Annotated in this window: 22 protein-coding genes; 5 read left to right on the plus strand and 17 right to left on the minus strand. The window is 62.3% G+C overall.

The window, feature by feature from the left end; translation table 11 throughout:
* The first annotated feature begins 34 nt into the window (after nt 1–34).
* Nucleotides 35–1,546, plus strand: a complete 1,512-nt coding sequence (betC, locus tag LV82_RS03855; protein ID WP_104069753.1) for a choline-sulfatase — start codon at nt 35–37, stop codon at nt 1,544–1,546.
* Between the two features lie 5 nt (nt 1,547–1,551).
* On the opposite strand, the gene LV82_RS03860 is transcribed toward betC, so the two are convergent.
* Together LV82_RS03860 and bcoG are read right to left on the minus strand one after the other, a co-directional pair.
* On the minus strand, nt 1,552–3,015 hold the full coding sequence (locus tag LV82_RS03860) for a carnitine 3-dehydrogenase (protein ID WP_104069409.1): 1,464 nt from the start codon (nt 3,013–3,015) through the stop codon (nt 1,552–1,554).
* 12 nt (nt 3,016–3,027) lie between these two features.
* Nucleotides 3,028–3,942 carry a 3-dehydrocarnitine:acetyl-CoA trimethylamine transferase BcoG gene (gene bcoG, locus LV82_RS03865; RefSeq protein WP_104069410.1) on the minus strand — a complete coding sequence of 305 codons (915 nt, stop codon included), beginning with the start codon at nt 3,940–3,942 and terminating at the stop codon, nt 3,028–3,030.
* 244 nt (nt 3,943–4,186) lie between these two features.
* Here bcoG and LV82_RS03870 point away from each other — a divergent pair, with 244 nt between their 5' ends.
* The gene (locus LV82_RS03870) at nt 4,187–5,185 is read left to right on the plus strand and encodes a glycosyltransferase family 2 protein (RefSeq protein ID WP_104069411.1); all 999 of its coding nucleotides are present in this window, start codon (nt 4,187–4,189) and stop codon (nt 5,183–5,185) included.
* Between the two features lie 49 nt (nt 5,186–5,234).
* A complete protein-coding gene (locus LV82_RS03875) occupies nt 5,235–7,292 on the plus strand; it encodes a hypothetical protein (RefSeq protein ID WP_104069412.1) in 2,058 nt (685 codons plus the stop codon).
* Here the strand turns inward: LV82_RS03875 and LV82_RS03880 are convergent.
* The 6 genes from LV82_RS03880 to rfbF are packed head-to-tail and all read right to left on the minus strand — an operon-like array spanning nt 7,270 to nt 13,980.
* Nucleotides 7,270–8,583, minus strand: a complete 1,314-nt coding sequence (locus LV82_RS03880; RefSeq protein ID WP_104069413.1) for an arylsulfotransferase family protein — start codon at nt 8,581–8,583, stop codon at nt 7,270–7,272. The two genes, LV82_RS03875 and LV82_RS03880, sit on opposite strands and share 23 nt — an antisense overlap.
* 10 nt (nt 8,584–8,593) lie before the next feature.
* On the minus strand, nt 8,594–10,666 hold the full coding sequence (locus LV82_RS03885) for a hypothetical protein (protein WP_146065118.1): 2,073 nt from the start codon (nt 10,664–10,666) through the stop codon (nt 8,594–8,596).
* Nucleotides 10,653–11,075: a GtrA family protein gene (locus tag LV82_RS03890; RefSeq protein ID WP_104069415.1), complete on the minus strand. Its 423-nt coding sequence runs from the start codon at nt 11,073–11,075 to the stop codon at nt 10,653–10,655. The genes LV82_RS03885 and LV82_RS03890 overlap by 14 nt, the downstream gene beginning before the upstream one ends.
* Entirely contained in the window at nt 11,072–11,947 is an 876-nt protein-coding gene (locus tag LV82_RS03895) for an NAD-dependent epimerase/dehydratase family protein (protein ID WP_104069416.1), read from the minus strand. Before LV82_RS03895 ends, LV82_RS03890 begins: the two co-directional genes overlap by 4 nt.
* On the minus strand, nt 11,944–13,197 hold the full coding sequence (locus tag LV82_RS03900; protein ID WP_104069417.1) for a class I SAM-dependent methyltransferase: 1,254 nt from the start codon (nt 13,195–13,197) through the stop codon (nt 11,944–11,946). The genes LV82_RS03895 and LV82_RS03900 overlap by 4 nt, the downstream gene beginning before the upstream one ends.
* A gap of 12 nt (nt 13,198–13,209) precedes the next feature.
* Complete coding sequence (rfbF, locus tag LV82_RS03905; RefSeq protein WP_104069418.1) at nt 13,210–13,980, minus strand: glucose-1-phosphate cytidylyltransferase; 771 nt, start codon at nt 13,978–13,980, stop codon at nt 13,210–13,212.
* Between the two features lie 182 nt (nt 13,981–14,162).
* Between rfbF and LV82_RS03910 the strand changes: the two genes are divergently transcribed.
* Entirely contained in the window at nt 14,163–15,194 is a 1,032-nt protein-coding gene (locus tag LV82_RS03910; protein WP_104069419.1) for an NAD-dependent epimerase/dehydratase family protein, read from the plus strand.
* Nucleotides 15,195–15,278: 84 nt separating this feature from the next.
* Nucleotides 15,279–16,652, plus strand: coding sequence for an arylsulfotransferase family protein (locus LV82_RS03915; RefSeq protein ID WP_104069420.1), 1,374 nt, complete (start codon nt 15,279–15,281; stop codon nt 16,650–16,652).
* Here the strand turns inward: LV82_RS03915 and LV82_RS03920 are convergent.
* From LV82_RS03920 to LV82_RS03960, 9 genes are all read right to left on the minus strand, one after another.
* Complete coding sequence (locus LV82_RS03920) at nt 16,635–17,387, minus strand: cytochrome c biogenesis CcdA family protein (protein ID WP_104069421.1); 753 nt, start codon at nt 17,385–17,387, stop codon at nt 16,635–16,637. The two genes, LV82_RS03915 and LV82_RS03920, sit on opposite strands and share 18 nt — an antisense overlap.
* Before the next feature lie 73 nt (nt 17,388–17,460).
* Nucleotides 17,461–18,612, minus strand: coding sequence for a M56 family metallopeptidase (locus LV82_RS03925; RefSeq protein WP_104069422.1), 1,152 nt, complete (start codon nt 18,610–18,612; stop codon nt 17,461–17,463).
* On the minus strand, nt 18,599–18,991 hold the full coding sequence (locus tag LV82_RS03930) for a BlaI/MecI/CopY family transcriptional regulator (protein WP_104069423.1): 393 nt from the start codon (nt 18,989–18,991) through the stop codon (nt 18,599–18,601). The genes LV82_RS03925 and LV82_RS03930 overlap by 14 nt, the downstream gene beginning before the upstream one ends.
* 77 nt (nt 18,992–19,068) lie before the next feature.
* Nucleotides 19,069–19,467, minus strand: coding sequence for a DUF2160 domain-containing protein (locus tag LV82_RS03935; protein WP_104069424.1), 399 nt, complete (start codon nt 19,465–19,467; stop codon nt 19,069–19,071).
* A gap of 3 nt (nt 19,468–19,470) precedes the next feature.
* The gene (locus tag LV82_RS03940; protein ID WP_104069425.1) at nt 19,471–20,268 is read right to left on the minus strand and encodes a carbohydrate ABC transporter permease; all 798 of its coding nucleotides are present in this window, start codon (nt 20,266–20,268) and stop codon (nt 19,471–19,473) included.
* Between the two features lie 11 nt (nt 20,269–20,279).
* The gene (locus tag LV82_RS03945; RefSeq protein ID WP_104069426.1) at nt 20,280–21,143 is read right to left on the minus strand and encodes a carbohydrate ABC transporter permease; all 864 of its coding nucleotides are present in this window, start codon (nt 21,141–21,143) and stop codon (nt 20,280–20,282) included.
* Entirely contained in the window at nt 21,143–22,234 is a 1,092-nt protein-coding gene (locus LV82_RS03950) for an ABC transporter ATP-binding protein (protein WP_104069755.1), read from the minus strand. Before LV82_RS03950 ends, LV82_RS03945 begins: the two co-directional genes overlap by 1 nt.
* A gap of 10 nt (nt 22,235–22,244) precedes the next feature.
* A complete protein-coding gene (locus LV82_RS03955; RefSeq protein WP_104069427.1) occupies nt 22,245–23,309 on the minus strand; it encodes an ABC transporter ATP-binding protein in 1,065 nt (354 codons plus the stop codon).
* A gap of 120 nt (nt 23,310–23,429) precedes the next feature.
* Nucleotides 23,430–25,169: an ABC transporter substrate-binding protein gene (locus LV82_RS03960; RefSeq protein ID WP_104069428.1), complete on the minus strand. Its 1,740-nt coding sequence runs from the start codon at nt 25,167–25,169 to the stop codon at nt 23,430–23,432.
* Nucleotides 25,170–25,311 lie beyond the last annotated feature (142 nt).

Genomic DNA, 25,311 nt, shown 5'->3' on the forward strand with positions numbered 1-25,311 from the left:
CAGCGGGCAAATCGCAACACGCATGGGGGAATGCATGTCATCACGTCCGAATATCCTGATCATCATGGTCGATCAGTTGAACGGAACGCTGTTCCCCGACGGCCCGGCGGATTGGCTGCATGTGCCGACGCTGAAAGCCCTGGCAGAACGTTCGGTGCGATTTGCGAATACCTACACGGCTTCGCCCCTGTGCGCGCCGGGGCGGGCATCCTTCATGACCGGGCAATTGCCCTCACGAACCGGGGTCTATGACAATGCCGCCGAGTTCTGCTCGGCCATTCCGACATTCGCCCACCATCTGCGGCGCGCGGGCTGGCACACCTGCCTGTCGGGCAAGATGCATTTCGTCGGCCCCGACCAGCTGCACGGCTTCGAAGAGCGCCTGACGACCGACATCTACCCGGCGGATTTCGGCTGGACGCCCGATTACCGCAAGCCCGGCCAGCGGATCGACTGGTGGTACCACAACATGGGCAGCGTCACGAATGCCGGCGTGGCCGAGATCACGAACCAGATGGAATATGACGACGAGGTCGCCTTTCACGCGATGCAGAAGATCTATGATATTGCGCGCGGGGGCGACGCGCGCCCGTGGTGCCTGACGGTCAGCTTCACGCATCCCCACGACCCCTATGTCGCGCGCCGCCGGTTCTGGGATCTCTACGAAGACTGCGACCACCTGCTGCCCGAGGTTCCGGCAATGCCCTACGAGGCGCATGACCCCCATGCGCAGCGCATCTTCGACGCGAATGACTGGCGCAATTACGACGTGACCGAAGAGCATGTACGGCGCGCCCGCAGGGCCTATTTCGCGAACATTTCCTATCTGGACGACAAGATCGCCCAGATCATGGACGTCCTGCGCGCCACCCGGCAGGACGCGATCGTGGTCTTTGTCTCGGACCACGGCGACATGCTGGGCGAACGTGAGCTGTGGTACAAGATGAACTTCTACGAAGGGTCGGCCCGGGTGCCGTTGATGATCGCCGCGCCGGGGATTGCACCGGGGCGGATCGCAACGCCGGTCTCGACGATCGACGTCGCGCCGACGCTGTGCGATCTTGTCGGCGTCAGCATGGATGAGGTTCTGCCATGGACGGATGGCGAAAGCCTGTTGCCGCTGATGCAGGGCGCGACCCGCGAAAGCCCGGTCTTCATGGAATACGCGGCCGAGGCTTCCTATGCGCCGCTTGTCTCGATCCGTCACGGACGCTGGAAGTACAACCGCTGTGCGCTCGACCCCGACCAGCTCTTCGATCTCGCGGCCGATCCGCATGAGTTGAACAACCTGGCCGACGATCCCGCCCATGCCGAAACGCTGGCGCATCTGCGCGCGATGTCCGAAGCACGCTGGGTTCTCGACCGCTTCGATGCCGAGGTGCGCGAAAGCCAGGCGCGCCGGCTGATCGTCTATGAGGCACTTCGCAACGGCGCCTATTTCCCCTGGGATTACCAGCCGCTGCAGAAGGCGTCGGAACGCTACATGCGCAATCACATGGACCTGAACGTTCTGGAGGAAAGCAAGCGCTTCCCCCGGGGCGAATAGGCCGTTCAGCCGCTGCGTTGGCCGACGTGGCGGCCAACGCCTTCGGGTCGCGGAAGGCTTGCATGGGCCTGCGCAATCGGCATCAGCCGATCCAGTATCGCGGCGGCGGCCGGACAGGAGCGGCCCGCCTTCATGTCGACATGCAGCAGCATCTGCTCCAGCGTGGCGAGGACATCCTCGCCCCGCGAGATGCGAATGAAGACATGCAGCCGCTTTTCGTCGGCATGCAGAACCTGAAGACTGCCCGTCAACCGGTCGCCAAGCTTGCCTTCGCCCAGGTGCATGATGTGCGTCTCGACCGTGTAATAGCTATGGCCGCCAGCGACATAATCCATGTCGGCCCCGATGAACCGAAGGAATGCGTCGGTCGTTTCCGATGCCGCGAACAGATAGCGGCTTTCGGTCATGTGGCTGTTATAGTCGATCCAGCCCGGCAGAACCTGCATTCGCGCCATGACAAGCGGTTGGTCGAGATCGCCCACCATCGCATCCAAAACACCGGACCTGCGCCTTTCGTCATGATCGCGCAGCACCTTGCCCGCCCCCCAGTTGCGGTCCTTCAAGGCCCGCAGGATGCCGACCAGGTTCGAGTCGCGAATGCGCTCAAGCTCGCGGATCGAATGATGGCCCGATTGCCGGTCGGACTGGCCCGCGATCAGATCGACCAATGCGTCATCGAAGTCCGGCACCTCCGTCAGCCGCGTCCATGGCCATTTCAGCGCCGGCCCGAACTGTGCCAGGAAATGGCGCATCCCCGCCTCGCCCCCCGCGATGCGGTAGGTCTCGAACAACCCCATCTGGGCCCAACGCAGGCCAAACGCCATGCGGATCGCATCGTCGATTTCGGCGGTCGTGGCGATGCCGTCGCGCACCAGCCACAGCGCCTCGCGCCAGACGGCCTCGAGCAGCCTGTCGGCGATATGCGCGTCGATCTCCTTCCGGATATGCAACGGATACATCCCCACGTCGCGCAGGGTTTCCTGAACGCGATTTACAAGCTCCGGTTCATTGGCCGGGCTGGTCACGATCTCGACAAGCGGAAGCAGATAGACGGGGTTGAAGGGATGCGCGACGAACACGGCGCCCGGGTTGATCGCACCTTCCTGCAATTGTGACGGACGAAAGCCCGAGGTCGAGGAGCCCACGGGCACATTCGGCGCGACAGCCTGGATACGGGCCAGCACATCGCGCTTGAATTCCAATCGCTCGGGGACCGATTCCTGAATGTAGTCAGCGTCTTGAACGGCATCCTCGATGCTGGATGCAAATGTCAGGCGGCCCTCTTCGGGTATCGGCAGGTCCGACAGGGCCGGAAGGCTGCGCCGCGCATTGTCCAGGACCGCGTGGATCTTGCGTTCGGACTCGGGGTCGGGATCAAGCACCGCGACGTCCCAGCCGTTCAGCAGAAAGCGCGCGGCCCAGCCCCCGCCGATCACGCCACCGCCGATGATTGCCGCCTTGCGTGCCATGATGCCCTCTTCCTATGCAGCCATCGGAGGACGTTTGACCAGCTGCAGGCGCTCGCGCACCTCGGCCGGGCCGATCACGCGCGCGCCCATCCGTTCGATGATGCCAATGGCGCGATCGACAAGCTGGGCATTCGTCGCCAGAACGCCCTTGTCCAGAAACAGGTTGTCCTCCAGCCCCACGCGGACATTGCCCCCCGCCAGCACCGCGGCGGCGACATAGGGCATCTGATGACGGCCAAGGGAAAAGGCCGAGAAATGCCATCCTTGCGGGACGTTGTTCACCATGGCCATGAAGGTGTTCAGGTCGTCCGGCGCGCCCCACGGCACCCCCATGCACAATTGCACCAATACAGGTTCCGGAATCACGCCTTCGCGCACCAGTTCACGCGCCATCCACAGATGGCCGGTATCGAAGGCTTCGATCTCGATCCGCACGCCGGCCTCGGTCATGCGGCGCGCCATGTCGCGCAGCATTCCGGGCGTGTTGACCATCACGTAATCGGCCTCGGCAAAGTTCATCGTGCCGCAATCGAGCGTGCAGATCTCGGGTCGGCATTCGACGACATGGGCGACACGTTCGGCGGCCCCGGCCATGTCGGATCGTTCCGACATCCGGTCCATGGCCTCGGTCCCGTCAAAGAACAGATCGCCCCCCATCCCCGCGGTCAGGTTCAGCACGACGTCAACGTCGGCATCCCGGATGCGTTCGGTCACTTCGCGATACAGCTCGCGCCGGCGCGACGGTGCGCCGGTATCGGGGTCGCGCACATGGCAGTGAACGATGGCGGCCCCTGCCCGCGCCGCCTCGATCGCCGAGTCCGCGATTTCCCGTGGCGAGCGTGGCACATGCGGGCTGCGATCCTGGGTTCCGCCGGAACCGGTGACGGCACAGGTCACAAAGACTTCACGATTCATCCGAAGCGGCATCGATACCTCCCTGTTGTCGGCAGGCTAGCCCGGCCAAACTGCAGTCGTCAGCAGAAAACCGAAGCCTTTCGCATCGTTTTCGTCCATCAATCCGCGCGGGATCTCGCCCCACCACAACCCAAGGGTGCAATTCCACCCCGGAACCCGGTTTTTGCACCATTTCATGGCCTTCGGCGCTACAATTGCGGCATTGCGACTCGGAATTTGCCCGGCCCCGTTTTCAAGATTTCAGGACCTTTTTGCCATGAAGAAGATCTCGATCGTTTCGCCCTGTTTCAACGAAGAGGACAATGTCGAAACATGCTACCGCACGGTGCGGGAAATATTCGAACGCGACCTGCCCGGCTACGAGCGCGAGCATATCTTTGTCGACAATGCCTCGACCGATCGGACGGTTGAAATCCTGCGCCGGATCGCGGCCGAGGATCCTTGCGTCAAGGTCATCGTGAACTCCCGAAATTTCGGCGTCTATCGGTCCACCTTCAACGGATTGCGCCATGCGACGGGTGACGCGACGCTTTGCATGCTGCCCGTGGATCTGCAGGACCCGCCCGAGCTGTTGCCCGAATTCGTCAAGCTTTGGGAAAGCGGTTACGACGTTGTCGCCGGCGCGCGATCGACGCGCGAGGAAGGCTTTTTCCTGCGGACCGCGCGCAAGGCCTTTTACCGCATCGTCAATGCACTGTCGGATTTCGAACTGTCGCCCGACGTCGGTGAATTCCAGCTGATCGACCGAAAGGTGCTGGACGCCGTCCTGGCCCATGACGACAATTATCCCTATATAAGGGGGATCATCGCCTCGGTCGGATTTCGCAAGGTCATCATTCCCTATACCTGGCGTGCGCGAAAACGCGGCATGTCCAAGCACAGCATGATGATGCTGACCGACCAGGCTCTGAACGCGATCTTTGCCTTTACCCGTGCACCGCTGCGATTCTGCAGCCTTGCCGGATTCGGGATTGCGATATTTTCCATCCTGTTTTCCATCGTCTCGGTCGTCCTGTGGTTCCTGGGCGTGGGCGACGCTCCGCGAGGAACGACGACCATCATCGTGGCGCTGTTCTTCCTGTCCGGCGTGCAGCTGTTGTTCATAGGTTTGATGGGCGAATACATCACCGCGATCCACAATCAGGTTCGCGGCGGCCCCTGCGTGATCGAGAAGGAACTGATCAACATCCCCAAACTTGCCAGCGTCGGACCCGAACGCGGCAGGGTCACGAAATTCCCCGGAAGAAAAACCTGACGACATGGCATCGGGGCGAACCAGGTCGCGTCCAGGCGGAATTCTTGCCATGCTGGCGGGGTGCGCCATCGTGGCCCTTGCCGTCGCAGCTCCCGTATCCGTTCCCGCCGCCGATCGCTGGGCGCTGTCGGTCCTGGGCGTTGCGCTGCTGTGCCTTGGATTTTGCGTCAGACATGAGGCTGCGGCCTTCGGTGCGATCGGCGCCGCGCTTGTCCTGGGGTGGGGCGCGCAGCTTTACCTGACCGAACCGCTTTGGTTCCCGGCCCTGCGACTGCGCCCGCTGGACGCACGTGACATCGGGATGATGGCAATCCTTTCGCTCGAGACAGCCCTTGCCATAACGCTGTTCCTGCGGCTGGGGCTTGCATCGGCGTTTCGTCATGCCGCTCAGCGTCTGGGCTGGCGCCGAATGGCTGTCGCTGCCGCCGTGATTTTTCTCTCCTCTGCCCCCGTCATAGGGTATCTCGACCGCGATGCGCAGGGCGCGTGGATTGCGCATCTGATCGTCACGTCCGGCCTGATGGCCGTGCATGGCATACTTTTCACAGCCCTCTTCCACGTCGCGCCACCGCTGAGCGGCAGTCACAGGTTGCGTCCCATCGGCCTTGCCGCTTGCGCGTCGATCAGCGCATTGCTGTTGTCGGCCCTGGCGTTCCAGACCATTCCCCATGTCGAGGACGAGGTCGCCTATCTGTTTCAGGCGCGCACATTTTCACAGGGGGCCTTGTGGGCGCCGGTGCCGCCCGAGCCGGCCCGCGCGGGTCTGGACTATTATCTTCTCGAGATCGGCGGGGACCGGTGGTATTCGACAACCCTGCCCGGCTGGCCTGCGGCCCTGGCACTGGGCCTGCTTCTGGGTGTCGAGTGGCTGCTCAATCCGCTGCTGATCGGGGCCAGTGTCTTGCTTGGTCACGCGGTCGTGCGGCGGATGTCCAATACCGAAACCGCGGACCGCACGGCAATTCTGATGGCCCTTTCACCATGGATGCTTGCCGCCGGCGCCAGCCTGATGCCACATGCGCTTGCGCTTGCCCTTTCGCTGCTGTCATGGTGGCTGATCCTGCGCGCGGATGAACGACCTGGCAAAAGCCTGCCCCTGCTGCTGCTTGCAGGCGGCTCCATGGGGTGGATCTTTTCCACGCGTCCCCTGGATGGGGTGATACTTGGTGGATCGACCGGGCTTTGGCTGTTGCTGACAGCCAGGCGCGATCAGGGGATCAGGCGCGCCCTCGCCTATGGCGCAGGCTGCGTTGCCATCGGAAGCCTCTTGCTGCTCTACAATGCCGCAATGACGGGGTCGCCCCTGACGCTGCCGCTGTCCGCCTATCTCGATCGACATTGGAGCCCGGGTGCAAACGCGTTCGGGTTCGGAGCGGATATCGGGCCGCCCGGGAAATGGGGGGCGCTGGATCTGTGGCGCGGGCATGGCCCGGTCGAGGCCGCGATCAACACGCTGAACCTGATCTTCAGCCTTCAGTTCGAACTATTCGGCTGGCCCATTGGCTCGCTGTTGCCAATCCTGGGTTTCCTGCTCTGGGCAGACCGTCGCAGCGGTTTCGACCGGGCCATGATGGTGCTTCTTGCCGCGGTCATCGGCGTCATGTCGCTCTATTGGTTTGCCGAAAGCTATTACTTCGGCCCCAGGTACTGGTTCCCGGCCGCTCTTCCCGTCCTGTATCTGTCCGCGCGGGGGATCGGCACCTTGCTCGACCGTCTCGATGTGAACCAGGACGGGCGCGTCTCGTCCGGCTTGTGGTTTCTGTGCGCCACGGGACTTCTGGTATTCCTGCCCTGGCGCGCGGTCATGAAATACCACGAATATGGCGATTTCCACACGGCCTATCGTGACGCCCAAGAAGCTGGCCTGTTCGGCGACGCCGTGGTCGTCTTCGAGAAGGCGGGAAATGAAGGATCGGCCATCATGCTGAACGATCCCTTTCTGCGCGACGGTCCGATCCTGATCATGGCTGGGCCAGAGACCGACGACGCGGCCTTGTCACGGGCCTTTCCCGGCCGCGAGATCGTCCATTTCAGCCCCGATTGGCAAAGCACCGACCCATCGGGAAGAAACCGGCCGCGCTATGTCAGTCGCAACGCCAATCGGTGACCGTGAAATAGGACGGATCGAAGCTCTCGGCATCGTGGAGCCATGTCACGCGATCGTCGTCATGGCGGTTCACGTATTCCCAGACGATACGGCCGGACGAATCCACCTGAAATGCCCGGCCCTCTTGTGCCGCGGTGATCAGGATACCACCATCGGGCAGCATCTGATGGGTCGAGCGTTCCGGTGAAAAGAATCTCTGGCCGTCCCGGCCACCGTAAAGCAATTCGGCACCGCCCGTTTCCGGATCCAGCCGCCAGATCCGGCTTCCCCCACCGCGCGAGCCGTCAGGCGTATCGTCGCTGTGGTTGTCGAACACCGTAATGGTGCCGCCTGGTTGAAAATCCGGGTCATGCTGACGAATGAACGGACCGATGCGGAACCACTTGATCGTGCGGACGTCCGGGTCGGTCACCACGATCATGTTGCGGTTGCGCAGGGAGAGCATCAGATCTCCGGCCTCGAACATCGGGAAGTCCGGCGCAAGCTCTGAACTCAGCTCCTCGACCTCGTTCATGTGAAACTCACCGCCGGTCCGCGTGCGGAAGAACCCGGTCGAGGTGATCAGCGCCTCCATGTCGTTTTCGATGAACAGCTCGGTCAGCGCGCGCTCGAACACCTTGTTCCCGGCAGCGTCATACTTGAAGACCAGATCCTCCCAATAGGGACCGGCAAACGGCCAGGGAATTTCGGCATTCGGCCTGTCGATGTATCGCCCCCCCGAAATGACGATGCCGCCATCCATCAGCCAGTTCGGCGAGTGGTGGTTGACGATTCCGGGCGTCGTCCAGACCGTTTTGCCGCACCGATCCAGCCGTGCCATCCCGCCGCTTTCGAAACTGAACACGATATCGCCGTCGGGCGTGATGATCGTGCCATGCGTAATCGCGTTCCAATCCGTCGCGGGGGGATCACGAAAGAACGACAGGTCGGGGAACAGGGCATGGGCGCTCAACTCCCAATCGGTCAGCACGGTGCCGTCGCGCCGGATCAGCCTTGCGCGATTGTTGCCGTCAAGGAACCCGGACAGCAGGATCAGGTCTTCCCGATCTGCCGAAGGTTCATTCACGGTGACGCCACTGCCCGGCCTTGTTGCCGGTCGCAGGAAGTGAACCGGCTCTTGCCCCAGAAGATTCGGCAATTCCTCGACGACCGTTCGGCCCTGATCAAGAATACCCCAGACGGCGCGGTGCAGGCGGGTTTCCTTGACTGCCGAATACTGCCCCGCGACGAACGCGCCAGCCACGACAAGCGCCGCGCCCGCCACGATCGAGATTGCCTTGCCGCGTTCCATCACGCCCCTTTCAAATGCCCAGAATCCGGCGCGCCAGATGGATCAGGTCATGAACCCGCCTGTCCCCGCTCAGGCGCCGACCGTGACCGTAGATGATGCTGCGCGGCGTTTCGTAGATTGCAGCGCCCGTATCCACCGGCGGCGGGTTCGCGGCGGTCTGGCGCCATGCCTTTGGGTTCAGAACGAACATGCCATAGCCCAGATGGGTCGCGATCGGTTCTCCGTCCGCGGGCGTTGCGCGCTCCAGAGGCTTGAGAACATAGTTGATCTGCTGGCCTTCGGGTTTCGGAAACTCGGAATAGAACCACCACACCAAGGGTGCGCCATAGAAGCGCTGGGCCGGATCATCCTCGCCATAGGTGATCGGAAAAAGCTCTGCCAGAAGCACATGGGCAACGTCCACGGCCTGTATCGAAAAGCCCCGGAAACGTTCGCCGTCCGCGCGTTGCGCTGTTTCGAAGATCGGTCCTTCGGTCACGATCTGCTGGCCGATGTCGCGTTCGAAGCCGTGCAGGCGCATTTCCTTTGGCCACGACAGATACAGCGACAGCAACAGCCCCGCGAACACCAGGACGCGCAGGGGCGCCGCCCAGCCCTTGCGCGCGAACAGATCGGACCGCCACATGACGATCAGTGGCGGGATCATGGCCGGAATGAAATGGTGCAGCAGCACCCGCCACGCCTGAAAATAGAAGAACAGGAAGAACGCGACGGAAACCAGCGTCAGGCTGCGCGCAAGCCTGTCCTGCCATGGCCACAGCAGAAGGAACAAGGCTGGCACGATCCCGACCGGGACGATCCAGAATCCGATCTTCCAGAAGTCGAACGCCGTGAAGAAGCGCAGGCGGTCGATGATGTTCGACGCGCCAAATTCATCACCAGGAAACGGCAGACCCAGCGCGGCGATCAGCCGCGGTGCAAGAACCGAAATGGCGGCCGCCAAGGCCAGCGTGCCAAGCGCCGTGCCAAGCCGTTGCCAGGGCACGGGCCGCCAGGTCAGCATTGCCGCGACCGGCCACAGCACCAGCCAAAGCCCTCCGGTGGGGATGACCAGATGCGTCATGATGCCCGTTGCCACCATCAGGCCGGGCCGGTTTTCGACAAAGGCCAGCACATAGCCCAGGAACACGACCACAGCCAGGGTTTCACGCGCTGCCGGCATGGGCGAGTCGCCGAAATAGACGTGGTAGCCCCCCGAATAGACGACCGAAAGCGTGTAGATCAGCAATGCCGCGACAAGTGCCACATGGTCGATGGCCGGCAGCCCGGTTTCCCGGCCGGAACGGATCAAACGGCACAGCACCGGGTAGAGCAGCGCCAGATACATCAGCAGAGGCGCGCGCACGGAATATTCCCATTCCCCCCACAGCCTGACGAACCAGCTTTCGGGAAAGACGAACAGGACCATGGTCAGGCCGGGCGCGTTGCGGATGGGGCCGGCCTCGGGCGGCCAGAACGGCCACAGCCTGGCAATGTGAAGCCGCGCGAACTGCAACGAGCCCGATCCGTCGCCGGTGAAGTTTTCCCAATAGAACTTGGGCGCGAACAGGCAGATGCACAGCCAGAACAGGACCAGAGCGCCGATCAGGTCGCCGCGATCGGTTTCGTCGAAACGCAGCTTGAACTCGGCGCCCGCACCAAGCCACAAGGCGCCGGCCACAAGGCAAGAGACGTTCAGGAATGCCATCAGAAGGGCGAAGTCCTGCCCCCGGACAACATGCCCAGTTGCCAGTTGAAACAGGCTGATCCCGGTCACGTTCAGGACGATCGCCCAACCCAGAGCGCTGAGCAGCCACGTGGCCAAGGTCTTGTCACGTCCCCAGACCGCGGCAACGATCAAGCCGGGTCCCAGAAGAAAGACGCAGGCCGCAAGCGTTGCAAGCGGAGTCAGTAGATACAGCTGCAGCGCATGTGCCGGCAGGAAATACGGGTTGTTCCCCAATCCCAGCGGCCAGTTCCAAAGCGTTTCACGCACGATCGCGATACCCGGAAAGGTCACGAGTCCGGCGATCAGGATCACCAGGCCGAGCGGCCACAATCCGGGGCGATCCCCTTGGCTGCCGGATGTATCAAGAAAACTCATCGCGCCCTCGGCGTGTCACGAAAGGCAGCCGTCCCGTCAATGCAAACGACACCAGAAGATAGGCCAGGACCGCTATGGGCAGCACAAGAACCGCCTGAGCCGCAATCGGGTGCAGACCCAGTGCCAACAATGCACTCAGGCATCCCGCGTTGACGACATATATTGCGCCATAGCTGGCCACATAGAACGGAAGCCGGTCCAGACCGGTCGTGTCGAAAACCAGCCGCGCATGGGTGCCGAAATTCCACAGCACTCCCAGGCACCACGACAGGGCCAGGGCAAGCTGAGGCGCAAGCGCCAGCCAGATCAATAGCGCATAGACGCCAAATCCGAACGCAGTATTCACAACGCCAACAAGGAGAAACCGAACAAGGCGGCCAAGATCCGATCTGCCTGAAAGCCCGCTCATGCAAGTCCTTCCTCTCTCAGAGCTGCCGCAAGGCCGGATTCCAGGTCGTATCGCGGCTCGAAGCCCGTCGCATCACGCAGGCGGGCAATGTCGGCCTCGATCACGTCCGGGTCTCCGGGTGGGCGCGGTCTTTCACCAAGATGCACCAGATGGTCGCATCCCGCCAGCCGCGCCGCGGTCAGGACCAGTTCGCGAACCTCGATCGCCCTGCCCGAGCCGATATTCACCGCGCCCTCGACGGAAGATTGCAGAAGCTGTGTCAGAGCCAGCGCCAGATCATCGACATGCAGGTAATCCCGGCGCTGCCGACCGTCGCTGCAGGCAATCGTTGCGCCCGCGCGAAAGCCCCGGACAAGATCCCCCAACAAACGCCCCTCGGCTTCCCCGGCTCCATAGACGAAGAAGGGACGTGCCCAGGCAAGCGATACCCCCAGCGCATCCGCAGCCCCCATCGCCGCAAGTCCCGTCGCGGCCTTTGCCGCCCCATAGACCGAGGCTGGTCTCAGGGGTGAATCTTCGGAAAACCTTCCGCCCAATGCCCAATCGTATTCTGCGCAGCTGCCGACAAGCACCGCCCGCTTGCCGCCGTTCGCCGCAAAAGCCTGCAACAGGCGCAGCGTCGCAATGACCCAGTTCAGGTTTGCAACATCGTTCATCCGATGCGGCCCATCGGCCCACGCCAGATGCAGAAGTGTATCGGCCTGCGCCATTTCGGCCGCGGCCTCGGGATCGCGCAGAAGATGGCCACGCAACGCCGTGTCCCCGCTGCGCGACAATCCGACCACGTCATAACCCAGCCGCTGCAGCGGCCGCATCACGGCCCGACCGATCAGGCCGGACGCGCCCGTGACAAGTATGCGCCGCGAGGTCATGTCCAGACCCGAATTTCAGGGATCGCGGTCACGATCCTCATCCCGCCTGCACGCAGATCGGATAGCTGATCCATGATCTCTTCGCGCAGGTTCCACGGCAGGATCAGAAGATCGTCGGGCGGGTCGGCCCGAAGATGCTCGACGCCGTGCACCGGGATCTGGCTGCCTGGCAACAAGGTGTTCTGCTTGGCCGGGTTTCGATCGACGCAATAGGCAATGTCCCGACGGTCAACCCGGCAGAAGTTCAGCAACGTGTTTCCCTTCGCTGCCGCTCCATAGGCCGCGACACGCCGCCCTTCGGACCTTGCCTGGTCCAGATAGGCGCGCAGGCCTTCTCGCACCGCATGGGCGCGGTCGGCAAAACCGCGATAGCCTTCGGGCGTATCAAGCCGCGCTGCCTGTTCCTGGGCCCGGACCGCGGAAACGCCCGGCATTTCCGGGAAGGAGGCCTCACCGCGGCAGGCGAATACGCGCAGGCTGCCGCCATGGGTGGAAAGTTCCTGCACGTCGAAAACACGCAGGCCGTGGGCAGAGAAAATCCGCTCGACCGCAAGCAGAGACAGGTAGGAATAATGTTCGTGATAGATCGTATCGAACTGCACCTCTTGCAGCATGCGCAACAGATGGGGGAACTCGACGGTATAGACCGCATCGCCCCGTAGCAGCGTCGCGATGCCGGATACGAAGTCGTTGATGTCGGGTACATGCGCCAGCACGTTCGCCGAACAGATCAGGTCCGGGCGCAAGCCATCCCGATGCAGTCGTTGCGCCAGTTTCTGTCCGAAGAATTCCACGATCGTCGGAACGCCGTTTTCTTTCGCCGCGCGCGCCACCGAGGCCGACGGTTCGATCCCCAGGACCGGCATTCCGGCACGCACGAAATTGCGCAGCAGATACCCGTCATTCGAGGCAATCTCGATCACCAGGCTGTCGGGTCCAAGGCCAAGCCTGTCGATCATGCTTTCGGCATAATGCCGTGCATGTTCCAGCCAGCTTGATGAGAAAGACGAGAAATAGGCATAGTTTTCGTTGAAGATTTCCCCGGGCGGCACATCGCGATCGACCTGCACCAGCCAGCAGCTTTCGCAAACCCTGACATGCAGGGGATACCGCGGTTCGGGCTCATCGGCGCGGTCAAGCGGAACATAGGAATTCGCGACCGCCGACATGCCAAGATCGACAAGGCTCAGTGACAGTGGCGCCCCGCAATGACGGCAGGGATGCGTGACTTCGGGCTGCGGTGCATTCATCGACCCGGCCCCCTACCAGATTTTCCACGGAGCATTGCCGCTTTGCCACAGCGCCTCGAGCTGCTGCTTCTCTCGCAACGTGTCCATCGGCTGCCAGAAGCCGCGATGCTCCCACGCCATCAGCTCACCTTCGCGGGCAAGCTGCATCAGGGGTGCGCGTTCCCAGATCGTTGAATCGTCCTCAAGGTACTTCTCGACCCCGGGCGAAAGCACGAAGAACCCGCCATTGATGACCCCTCCGTCTCCCTTCGGCTTTTCCGAGAATTCGGTGACATGCCCTTCATCGAGTTCCAGCCGCCCGAAGCGCGCAGCGGGCGGGACGGCCGTGACCGTCGCCAACTTGCCATGCGCGCGGTGAAACGCGATCAGCGAGGCAATGTCCACATCTCCCAGCCCATCGCCATAGGTCATGCAGAAGGCTTCCTCGTCACGCAGCAAAGGCATGACGCGCCGCAGGCGGCCGCCCGTCATGCTGTCCTGTCCCGTGTCGATAAGGGTCACGCGCCAGGGCTCGGATCCGTTCTGAAGCACTTCGGCCTTGCCGCTGCGCAGGTCGAACGTGATGTCCGCGCCGTACATGTGGTAATTGGCGAAGTATTCCTTGATGACATTGCCCTTGTAGCCGCAGCAGACGATGAAGTCATTGATACCGTGGGCGGAATAGATCTTCATGATGTGCCAGATGATCGGTCGCCCGCCGATTTCGACCATCGGCTTTGGAACACGCACGGTTTCTTCGGCCAGACGCGTGCCAAGACCGCCCGCCAGAATGACACATTTCATCAATGCATCTCCTTTCAAAAATACGGGACCTGAACGACCGAAAATGCGGCCTGTCCCTGCACCGATCACCCTGCCAGGGCCAAAACGGCCGCCGACAAAATACCACCCTAGATACCGAGGTAGCACAAAGCCGCCGATCGCGCTACTTCTATGCAAAGGGCCGCGCCCAAGGGGGGATCTTCATGCGCATTCTGATCATCGGGCACAGGGGCTATGTCGGTCCCGTCGCGGCGCGGCATCTGGCCGGGGCGATACCGGGTGCCGAACTTCACGGGCTGGATGCCGAATGGTTCGTCGGCGCCGAAAGCGGGCAGATTCCCGATGATGTCTTCGTCAGTCAGCGGCGCGGCGATATCCGCGATCTGCATGCGCGCGATCTGGAGGGCTTCGATGCGGTCGTTGCCCTGGCCGCCGTCTCGAATGACCCGATCGGCAAGGAATTCGAGGCCGCAACCGAGGCGATCAATGCCAACGGGGTGCTGAATGCGGCGCGCGCGGCGCGTCAGGCCCGCGTGCGCCATTTCGTCTTTGCCAGCTCCTGCTCGATGTATGGGGCCGGATCGGACAGCTTTCGCCGCGAGGACGACCAGCTGAATCCCTTAACCGCCTATGCCCGATCGAAAGTCGCCGCCGAGCAAGGCTTGCAGGACCTCGCAACCGAGGATTTCCGTGTGACCGCCCTGCGCTTTGCGACGGCCTGCGGCGCAAGCCCGATGCTGCGCCTTGACCTCGTGCTGAACGACTTTGTCGCGACGGCGATCACAACCGGCCGGATCGAGGTCCTCTCGGACGGCAGCCCATGGCGCCCGCTGATCCATGTCGATGACATGGCGCGCGCGATCGAATGGGCGCTGGTGCGCGATGGCGAACCCCATGTAGCGGTCAATGTCGGCTCGCAGAGCTGGACGTGGCAGATTGGCCAGCTTGCGCGGGACGTGGGCGCGGCCCTGGGCGGTGTGGCTGTCGACATCAATCGCGACGCCGCGCCGGACAACCGTTCCTATCGGGTCGATTTCACGCGCTTTTCAGAACTTGCCCCGGACCATCAGCCGCAAAAGGACTTTGGCGAGGCCGTCGCGGAGCTGGCCAGCCAGGTTCGGGCACTGTCGCTTTCCGATACGGGGGTGCGGGGGTCGCGGTTCATACGACTGAATGTCTTGCGCGACCATGTGCAAGCCGGAAGGCTTGACAAGGACTTGCGCTGGGCCGGCTAGGATGCATGTTCCATCGTTAGGAAATTCGCCACGATCATGGTATTGGTTCCAGATTGTTGAACGAATTTCCGGGCGACGCATTGGATGCACAGATTCCTGTTCCGCCAGATCCCGCTGTGGGTCATTCTCTTGCTGTTGCCCGCATTGGTTCCGGCCGCGGTCGTGTTCGGCGCAATGGTTCTTGATGGCGCAGACGACGGTCATCGCTTTGGCAAGGCGTCGGGCATTGCGCTGACCCTGGCCGAGGTTCCCGATACGATGCGCGCGCTGATGCGCGGCGACGACCCGATGGAGGCCTTTGTCTCCGACAGATTTGGCGACAAGCCCCCGGGATGGAGCCTGGACAAGGCCGTGCAGCTGCCCGGATTCGTGCTCTTGTCGCGCCATGACGGCGACCTTGGCCGCCACGTGATCGAACTTGTTTCCCTGGGCGACGGCAAGGTCCGCCACCGCTGGGTTCCCGATGCCGAGACATTTCTGCGCGATGCACCGCGCAGCTCGCGCATTGCGGAATACACGAACTGGACCAACCACCGGTACCGCGCGATCCATCCCATTCTGACCGACGACGCCCTGTTGGTGATCAAGGACCACCAGTCCTTCATGGTCGCGCTGGATGCCTGTTCACGCCCGGTCTGGGTGCAATTCAATGAGCTTGTTCACCACTCGACCGAAACCGATGGCCAGGGCGGCTTCTGGGTTCCGGGCTATGTGGAGCCTTCCGAAATCAAAGGCGCTCCCGCCGATTTCGTGGAAGATGCCATTCTTCACCTGGGGCCGGGCGGCGAGGTTCTGGACAAGCGATCTCTTGCAAGGATCCTGATGCGCAATGTACTGGAACATGCCCTCTTCACGGCCGGCAGGTACCAGAAGGATCCGATACACCTGAATGACATCCAGCCCGTGCTGGCGGATGGCCCCCATTGGCGCAAGGGCGATCTGTTCCTCAGTGCGCGCCATCTGTCGATGGTGATGCTGTATCGTCCGTCAGAGGACAGGATTATCTGGATGCAACAGGGGCCGTGGCTGGCACAGCATGACGTCGATATCCTGGATGACCATCGCATCGCCATCTTCAACAATCGGGCCTATGATCGCGGAACAGGCGCGCGCGTGCACGGGACCAACCAGATTACCGTCCACGATTTCGACTCGGGCGAAACCTACAACCCATGGGCCCAGGCAATGGAACGCCCGGATATCAAGACCTTGTTCGAAGGTCTTTTCACGGTCCTTCTCAATGACATGCTCATGGTCGAAGAGGAAAATTCCGGCCGCGTGCTGATCGTGACGCGCCAGGGCGACATCGTCGCCGAATACGTCAACAAGAACTCCGACGGCAGGATCTACCGTCTGGGCTGGAGCCGCTATCTCGACCCCGAACAGGGCAAGGCCTTTCTGGACAAGATCGCACACACGGATTGCGCCACGCCGCTTGCTTCAGCCCAACCGCGCTAGCGCCGGAAAGGTCTCGAGCAGCCAATACGAGAACTGGCTGAACCCACCCGTCAACATCAACAGACCGATCGTCCACAGAAGCAACCCCATGATCCGCTCGATCCGGTCCATATGCCGCTTGAAGAAGGCCATGACACCCGACATTGACGGGAAGAATGCGGCGACCAGAAGGAACGGAATGCCAAGCCCCAGGGCATAGACCGCCAGTAAGGCGGTGCCGCGTGTCATCGAGTCCGACTGGGCGGCAAGCGACAGGATCATCCCCAGCTGCGGCCCGATGCATGGGGTCCAGCCAAAGGCAAAGGCAAGGCCCAGGATATAAGCACCGATTGCCGATCCGCCGCGGTCGCCGGCATCCATGCGCGCCTCGCGGTCCAGAAACGGGATGCGGATCACGCCAAGAAAATGCGCGCCAAAGACCATGACGACCAGCCCCGCGCCGAGGTTGAACCAGTCCTGGTTCTGCAGGAAGAATCGACCGAATGCCGAAGCCGCGAAACCAAGAAACAGGAAGACCGTCGAAAGGCCCAGAACGAAGAATGCCGCAATCAGCATGCTGCGGCCGCGCGCCGAACGCCGGGCCGCCATTTCGGATATGCTGATCCCGCTCATATAGGCCAGGTATGGCGGCACGATCGGCAGGACACAGGGGCTGAGGAACGACAACAGCCCCGCGACCAGCGCAATCAGCGCCGCGATCAGGAAGCCGCCGTCTGCAATGGCTGTTTCGAACATGTCGCCGGATTAGCGCAACTTTTCGCGCCCGTCACGCGGTCTTTCGTCGCGGCAGATGACAAGCGCGCGAGCGTCAGATGCCCGGCTCGATCGCGCGGGGGGATCCAAAGGCGCCCGTTGCACTGATCGTACGCAGGCGTTCGAGATTGACGATCGTGGACAGCATGATCCGGTCTTCGCTCCACGCGCCGGGCTTCTGGATCGCCAGCGCGACGACCAGCGTCAGGATCGCCAGGGGTGCAGACAGCAGGGCGAAGGCCAGTCTTGGATGACGTTCCGCCCTGCCCTCCATGACCCGAAGGATACGCCGGCGCAGCAGAATGGCCGCCCGACAGGCAAGGCGACCGCGCAGCGGGCGAACCAGAGCAACGGCGGGAAGTTCCACCGCCATGATCCCGCGCGGGCGCAGTCCGTCATTGCAGACACGCAGCAGACAATCGCAATAATCGGCAACCGCATAGCCGCGGCGGGACAGCAGGGCGCGATCGCAAGCTGCTTCGCGCAGCTCCTCGACGTGGCGCTTCCACAGGTGAAACGCGGGATTCCAGAACAGGAACGGCTGCACCAGGCTGATCGCCAGTTCCCATTCGACATCGCCCTGGCGCAGGTGCTGCAGCTCGTGGCTCAATGCCATGCGAAGATCCCCGTCCCGCCCCAGCATTGCCGTAGGCAACACGATCACCCGCCTGCGCAGCGTCCTGGCTGAAAACGGCACGCGGATCGTGTCGGACAGCCGCAGATCCACGGCACCAAAGCTGCGCCAGCAGTAGCTGCCCTTCAGGACGGTGTGCAGGCGCGAAACCGCACAAAAAAGCCGCGCACACATCAGCGCCATGCCCGCAACAAGGGCCGCGCCAAGCATCTGCCCGACCGGACCGGAAAGCGTTTGCGCCAATCCGTCGTGGAAACCGACCACACGCTCCATCGCCGAAGGCTGCATCCTGATATTGCCCTGCAGGTACTGCGCCAGCATGAAATCCGACAGGTTCAGCGAGCGGATGTCGGCGATCCCCCTGCGGCCCAGGGCATGCAAGCCAGAGGCGAGCGCGGGTGCCGCCACGGCCAGCAGGAACAGCAGGCGCGACAAATGCAGCCGCGCCGTCAGAACGTGCCCAAGCCCAATGGCGTCCATCACGCGCGACAGTGACAACCAGGCCAGGCAGACCACAAGGAACACGACATTCAGTTCCAGATAGGCGCCGATGATTCCGCTAGCGTCCGTCATCGCTCAACCTCTTGTCTAGAAGGGCGCGGATTTCGTCCAATGCCTCTTCGGACAGGTCATATGTATCGACCAGCCGCGCCACGAGCGCCGCGGGGGAACGGTCGAACAGCTTTTCGGACAGGTCGCGCAGGGAACGTGCCTGGTAATTGTCCTTGGACAGAAGTGGCCGATAGACCAGGCTCTTGCCCTGGCGGCTGCTTTCGACAAATCCCTTCTGCTCGAGGATACGAAGGATTGTCGCGGCCGAGGTATATGCAAGCTTGCGTTCAGGCGCGAGCGCCTGCTGGACATCGCGCACGGTGCCCTCGCCCAGCTCCCAAAGACGGGTCATGAATTCCAGCTCGACCTCGGTCAGCAGTCGCGTCTTTTGGTTCGTCATGCTTGTCACTTCCCGGAACCGCCCGATCCTTGCCCACGCATGCTACTGCGCAAGGCTCCCTGGGCCAAACAAAACCGTCACACCTTCCAGAAGCAGAACACCCCCCAGGCGATCGAAAGCGCCAGCGGCCACCACAGCGGCATGCCCACCAGCCACAGCCAGCCCATGAAGATATAGACGGTTCCCAGAAGGGTCAGGAACAGCCTGTCTCCGCGCGTCGTGACAAGACCCAGCGCGCCAAGGCGCTCGCCACCGCCGGGACGCAGGATCTCGATCACCGTCAGAACCCCCATGGCCGAGAAGATGCCAATGAACACGGCCAGGGTCGCCGGCGTCCAGGCCATCCAGAACCCCGGCCACAGGGGCGCCGTCCACGAAAATCCCTGGTCCTGGGGTTGCGCGACCTGACCCCAGCCCTGGGTCTGGGCCATCGCGACGGCAGGCAGGAATGCGGCCAGCAGAATCAGCTTTCGCATGGGTCAGACCCTCCCCAGGGCAAAGCCCTTGGCAATGTAGTTTCGCACGAACCAGATCACGATCGCGCCCGGAATGATGGTCAGCGTGCCGGCGGCGGCCAGAAGACCCAGCTCGTACCCCGCGGACGAGGCCGTCCGCGTCATCGTCGCCGCGATCGGCTTGGCATAGACCGCGGTCAGGGTCTTGGCCAGAAGCAGCTCGACCCAGCTGAACATGAAGCAGAAGAAGGCCGCCACGCCCACCCCCGACTTGATGGTGGGCAGGAAGATCCGCGCAAAGAAGCGCGGGAAGGAATAGCCATCGACGAAGGCGGTCTCATCCAGTTCCTTCGGCACGCCACGCATGAAGCCTTCCAGGATCCACACGGCCAGCGGAATGTTGAACAGGCAATGCGCCAATGCCACCGCAAGATGGGTGTCGAACAGCCCGATCGCCGAATAGAGCTGGAAGAACGGCAGCGCAAAGACCGCCGCGGGCGCCATCCGGTTGGTCAGCAGCCAGAAGAACAGGTGCTTGTCGCCCAGAAAGCGCCAGCGCGAGAAGGCATAGGCCGCCGGTAGCGCCACCGTGACGGAAATCACCGTGTTCAGAGTGACATAGATGATCGAATTGATGTATCCCCAGTACCAGGTCGGATCGGTCAGGATGGTCCGGTAGGACGCAAGTGTCCATCTTTGCGGGAACAGCGAAAAGCCGCCCAGGATCTCTTGCGTCGTCTTGAAGCTCATCGCGACCAGCCAGTAGACCGGCAGCATCAGGAAGATGATGTAGAGTATCGGAATGATGGCGCGTTTTTTCATCGCGGGCTCCCTCAATGCGTGTCGTGGCGTGTCATCAGGGTGTAGAACAGCCAGGACACCAGCAGAGTGATCGAGAAGTAGATCAGGCTCATCGCGGCTGCCGGACCAAGATCGAACTGGCCAAGCGCCATCTTCACCAGATCGATGGAGAGAAGCGTCGTGGAATTGCCCGGACCGCCGCCCGTCAGGACAAAGGGTTCGGTGTAGATGTTGAAGCTGTCCATGAAGCGCAGAAGAACCGCGATCGTCAGCACATGCTTCATCTTCGGCAGCTGGATATGCCGGAAGACGGCCCAGTTCGACGCGCCATCGATGCGCGCCGCCTGGTAATAGGCATCGGGGATCGAAACCAGCCCCGCATAGCACAGCAGCACCACCAGCGAGGTCCAGTGCCAGACATCCATCACGATGATGGTGATCCACGCGGCGACCGGATCTCGGGTCATGTTATAGTCGATGCCCAGGACGTGATTCAGGAAGTATCCCAGCAGGCCGATATCGGGCAGCGCAAAGATGTTCCACATCGCGCCCACCACGTTCCACGGGATCAGCATCGGCAGCGCCATCGTGACAAGGCAGACCGGTACCCAGAACCCCTTGCGGGGCATGGCCAGCGCGATCGCGATGCCCAAGGGAACCTCGATCAGCAGGATGGTCACGGTGAACAGGACCTGCCGCCCCAACGCCGCGTGGAACCGCTCGGACCGCAGGATGTCCTGGAACCAGCCCAGCCCGTGCCAGAAGAACTGGTTGTTGCCAAAGGTTTCCTGGACCGAGTAGTTGACCACGGTCATCATCGGCACCAATGCGTTGAAGGCGACCAGGATGACCACGGGCAGCACGAACAGCCAGCCCTTCTGATTGACCTTGCGCATCAGGCATTCCCCCCTTGGCGTGTGGTTGCGATCCGTCCGTCGCGGTAAAGTCGGGTCTGATCGGGCCGGAATGCCAGATGGACCGCATCGCCCACGGCGGTTGGGTCGCTCTGAACCATGGCCGCGACCCTTGTCTTGTCCGACCCTTCCACGATTGCCTCGACGATCCAGTATCTGCCCATGTCCATGACCTTGCGCACGCGGCCCGGCAGCCCCGCTTCGGCCAGCGAGACATGTTCGGGTCGAATGCCGATCTCGTGCCTGCCTTCGCCGGGCGTGATGGGCCCTTCAAGTTCGATCCTGTGCCCCGCGAACCATGCGGCGCCATCGCGCAATTCGGCGGGCAGGACATTCATCCCCGGCGAGCCGATGAAATGCCCGACAAATGTATGGGCCGGACGCTCGAACAGCTCGACCGGCGTGCCGATCTGGACGACCTCTCCTTCCTGCATGACCACGACCTGGTCGGCAAAGGTCAGCGCCTCGGTCTGGTCATGCGTGACATAGATCATCGTCACGCCGACCTTCTGATGCAGCTCCTTCAGCTTGGATCTCAGCTTCCATTTCAGATGCGGATCGATGACGGTCAGGGGTTCGTCGAACATGATGACATTGACGTCCTCGCGTACCAGTCCCCGCCCCATCGAGATCTTCTGCTTGTTGTCGGGCGACAGGTTCGCCGCACGCATCTTCAGCATGGATGTCAGTTCCAGCATCTCGGCGATCTCGTGCACCCGCGACGTGACCCGGGATTCCTCGATGCCGCGATTGCGCAGTGGAAAGGCCAGGTTGTCGAACACGCTCATCGTGTCATAGATGACCGGGAACTGGAAAACCTGCGCGATATTGCGCCGGTCCGGCGGCAGTGCGGTGACATCCCTGCCGTCGAACAGCACCCGCCCCTGCGAAGGCACCAGAAGCCCCGAGATGATGTTCAGCAGCGTGGACTTGCCGCACCCAGACGGCCCCAGCAGCGCATATGCGCCGCCATCCTGCCATTCGACATCCAGAGACTTCAGCGCATAGTCCTGCGGCCCCTTCGGATCGGGCATGTAGCTGTGCCGCAACCCATCCAGTGTGATCTTGGCCATCTTTCCCCCTTCAGGCCACGAACGCGCCATCGGGCGCGAAATAGAAGCAATGCGTCGGATCCATGTGGAATGTGTGATCCTCGCCGACGCGATAGGGATGGACGCCGGGCGAAAGCGACACCCAGACATCTTCCCCCATCTGGAAATGCGCGGTGGATTCCGAGCCCGACAGCTCGGTGATCTGTACGGTTCCGGTTAGCGCGACGTCATCATCGCCGATCGGCATGGGGCTGACATGGTGCGGCCGGATCGCGACGATGTAATCGCCGTCGCGCAGCGCGGCCGCCGCCCCGGTTGCCGGCCAAGACGGCCCGTGCGACAGATGCATCCGGTCGCCCCGCTTGCTGACCCGCGCGGTGTTGATCGGCGGGTCCGAAAACACCCGGGCCGAGATCAGTGAATTGGGCTTGCGGTAGATTTCGCCTGTCGGGCCGAATTGCGTCACATGGCCGTCATGCATCAGGGCGGTGGCCCCGCCCAGCATCAGCGCCTCGGCCGGTTCGGACGTGGCATAGACGACCACGGCGCCGCGGCCGGCGAACAGTTCCGGCAGCTGGTCGCGCAATTCCTCGCGCAGCTTGTAGTCCAGGTTGGCAAGCGGTTCGTCCAGGAACACGGCCTCGGCGTCCTTGGCGATGGCCCGCGCCAGAGCCGTTCGCTGCTGCTGTCCGCCGGACAGTTCGTGCGGACGACGATTCAGCATCGGCCGCAGTTGCAGCAGGTCGGCCGCCTCTTCGACCCGGGCCGCGATCTCGGCCTTGGGCAATCCCGCCACCCGCAGGGGCGAGGCGATGTTTTCGAAAACGGTCATGTGCGGGTAGTTGACGAAGAACTGGTGCACCAGGCTGATATTGCGCCTTTGCGGGCTCATGCCGGTGACATCCTTGCCGTCCATCAGGATCTGCCCCGAAGACACGGCGTCCAGCCCTGCCATCAGCTTGATCAGAGAGCTCTTGCCGGACCCCGTCTCGCCCAGCAGGACGTTGAACCGCCCGCGTTCCAGCTTCAGAGTCGTTTCCTTGATATGCGTCACCTGCCCGACACGCTTGGTGACCGCCCTGAGTTCGAGCGCCATTGCTCCTCCACCCCTGTGGCTGCTTGCGGCTTCGTTTCTGTTGCCCGGTTGGATTGCCCGGCCGCCATGCGCCTGGGCGAGCTGTCCGGGCCTGAGCGGCCCGGACGATTGGTTTCAGGCTCAGTTCTGGTTCCAGCGCGCGACGATCTCTTCGTACGGGATCGTTTCGCCCTGGGGCTTTTCGTTTTCCAGCTTGGCCTTCGGCGCGCCCGGACGTGCCAGCCATTCGGCCGGGTCGATCTCGGGGTTCAGGCGCGGACCGCAACCGCCATAGACACCCGCGCTTTCGTCGGCCGCCTGCATCCGGGCCATGGTGTCATCCATTTCCTGGGCAAGCGCGTCCATCGCCTCTTGCGGGGTCGCGGTTCCGGCGGTCACGTTTCCGATCTGCTGCCACCAGATCTGGGCCAGCTTCGGATAATCGGGCACGTTGATCCCGGTCGGCGACCACCGCACACGGTCGGGCGAACGATAGAACTCGATCAGACCGCCAAGCTTGGGCGCACGTTCGGTGAAGCTTTCATGCCGAACGGTCGAGTCGCGGATGAAGGTCAGCCCCACATGCGACTTCTTGGTGTCCACGGTCTTCGAGGTCACGAACTGGGCATAAAGCCACGCGGCCTTGGCGCGGTCCATCGGGGTGGATTTCAGGAACGTCCACGAACCTGCGTCCTGATAGCCGATTTTCTGCCCTTCCTCCCAGTACGGGCCATGAGGGCTTGGCGCCATGCGCCACAGCGGCATGCCGTTTTCATCGACCGTGTTGTTGCCTTCCGAACGCGGCTTGACCATGTCGGCGGTAAAGGCCGTGTACCAGAAGATCTGCTGGGCGACATTGCCCTGGGCCAATGCGGGCAGCGACTGATAGAAATCCAGGTTCGCCGCACCCGGAGGCGCATAGTTGCGCAGCCATTCATCCCACTTGCGGATGGCATAAACCGCTGCCGGACCGTTTGCAGCACCGCCGCGGCTGGTCTTCGACCCCACGGGGTTGCAGGTGCCGGCCTCCATGCGGATGCCCCATTCGTCGACGGGAACGCCGTTCGGTTCGCCCTTGTCGCCCGCGCCGGCCATCGACAGCCACGCATCGGTCATCCGCCAGCCAAGGTCGGGCGCACGCTTGCCGTAGTCCATGTGGCCATAGACACGAACGCCGTCGATTTCCTTCACGTGGTTGGTGAAGAAGTCGGCGATGTCCTCATAGGCCGACCAGTTGACCGGCACGCCCAGATCATAGCCATAGATTTCCTTGAACTTGGCCTGCAGATCCTCGCGATCGAACCAATCCTTGCGGAACCAGTAGAGGTTCGCGAATTGCTGGTCCGGCAGCTGATAGAGCTTGCCATCGGGGCCGGTGGTGAAGCTGATCCCGATGAAGTCTTCCAGATCCAGCCCTGGATTGGTGACATCGGCCCATTCGCCCGCCATCATGTCGGTCAGGTTGTAGGCCTGCTGCAGGCGCGCATGCGTACCGATGAGGTCCGAGTCGTTGACATAGCCGTCATACAGGTTCCGGTTCGTCTGCATCTGCGTCTGAACGGCCTGAACGACCTCGCCTTCGCCCAGCAGCTGGTGATTGACCTTGATGCCGGTGATTTCGAAGAACGCCTTGGTCAGAACCTCGGATTCATAGGCATGGGTCGGAATGGTTTCCGACAAGACATTGATTTCCATGCCCTTGAACGGCTCTGCCGCCTTGATGAACCATTCCATCTCGGCCAGCTGCTCTTCCTTGGACAGGACGGACGGCTGGAATTCCGTCTCGATCCATCGTTGCGCGGCCGCAAGATCGGCCCATGCCGACCCGGCCCCCGCAATGACCGCAGACGCGGCCACCGCGGAGAGAAGATACCTCCGCATCCTTTTCTCCTCCCTGAGTTTTTTGACCGGATCTACCGGCCATACCGATATTCCGCCCAACTTGGCCGAGTTGTCAAACTAAAACTTTAGTAGTTAAAGAACGACCATTAAAATCTTGATTTGACAAATTATTATAATCCAC

The organism is Albidovulum inexpectatum, from assembly GCF_002927635.1.
GTDB lineage: Bacteria > Pseudomonadota > Alphaproteobacteria > Rhodobacterales > Rhodobacteraceae > Albidovulum > Albidovulum inexpectatum.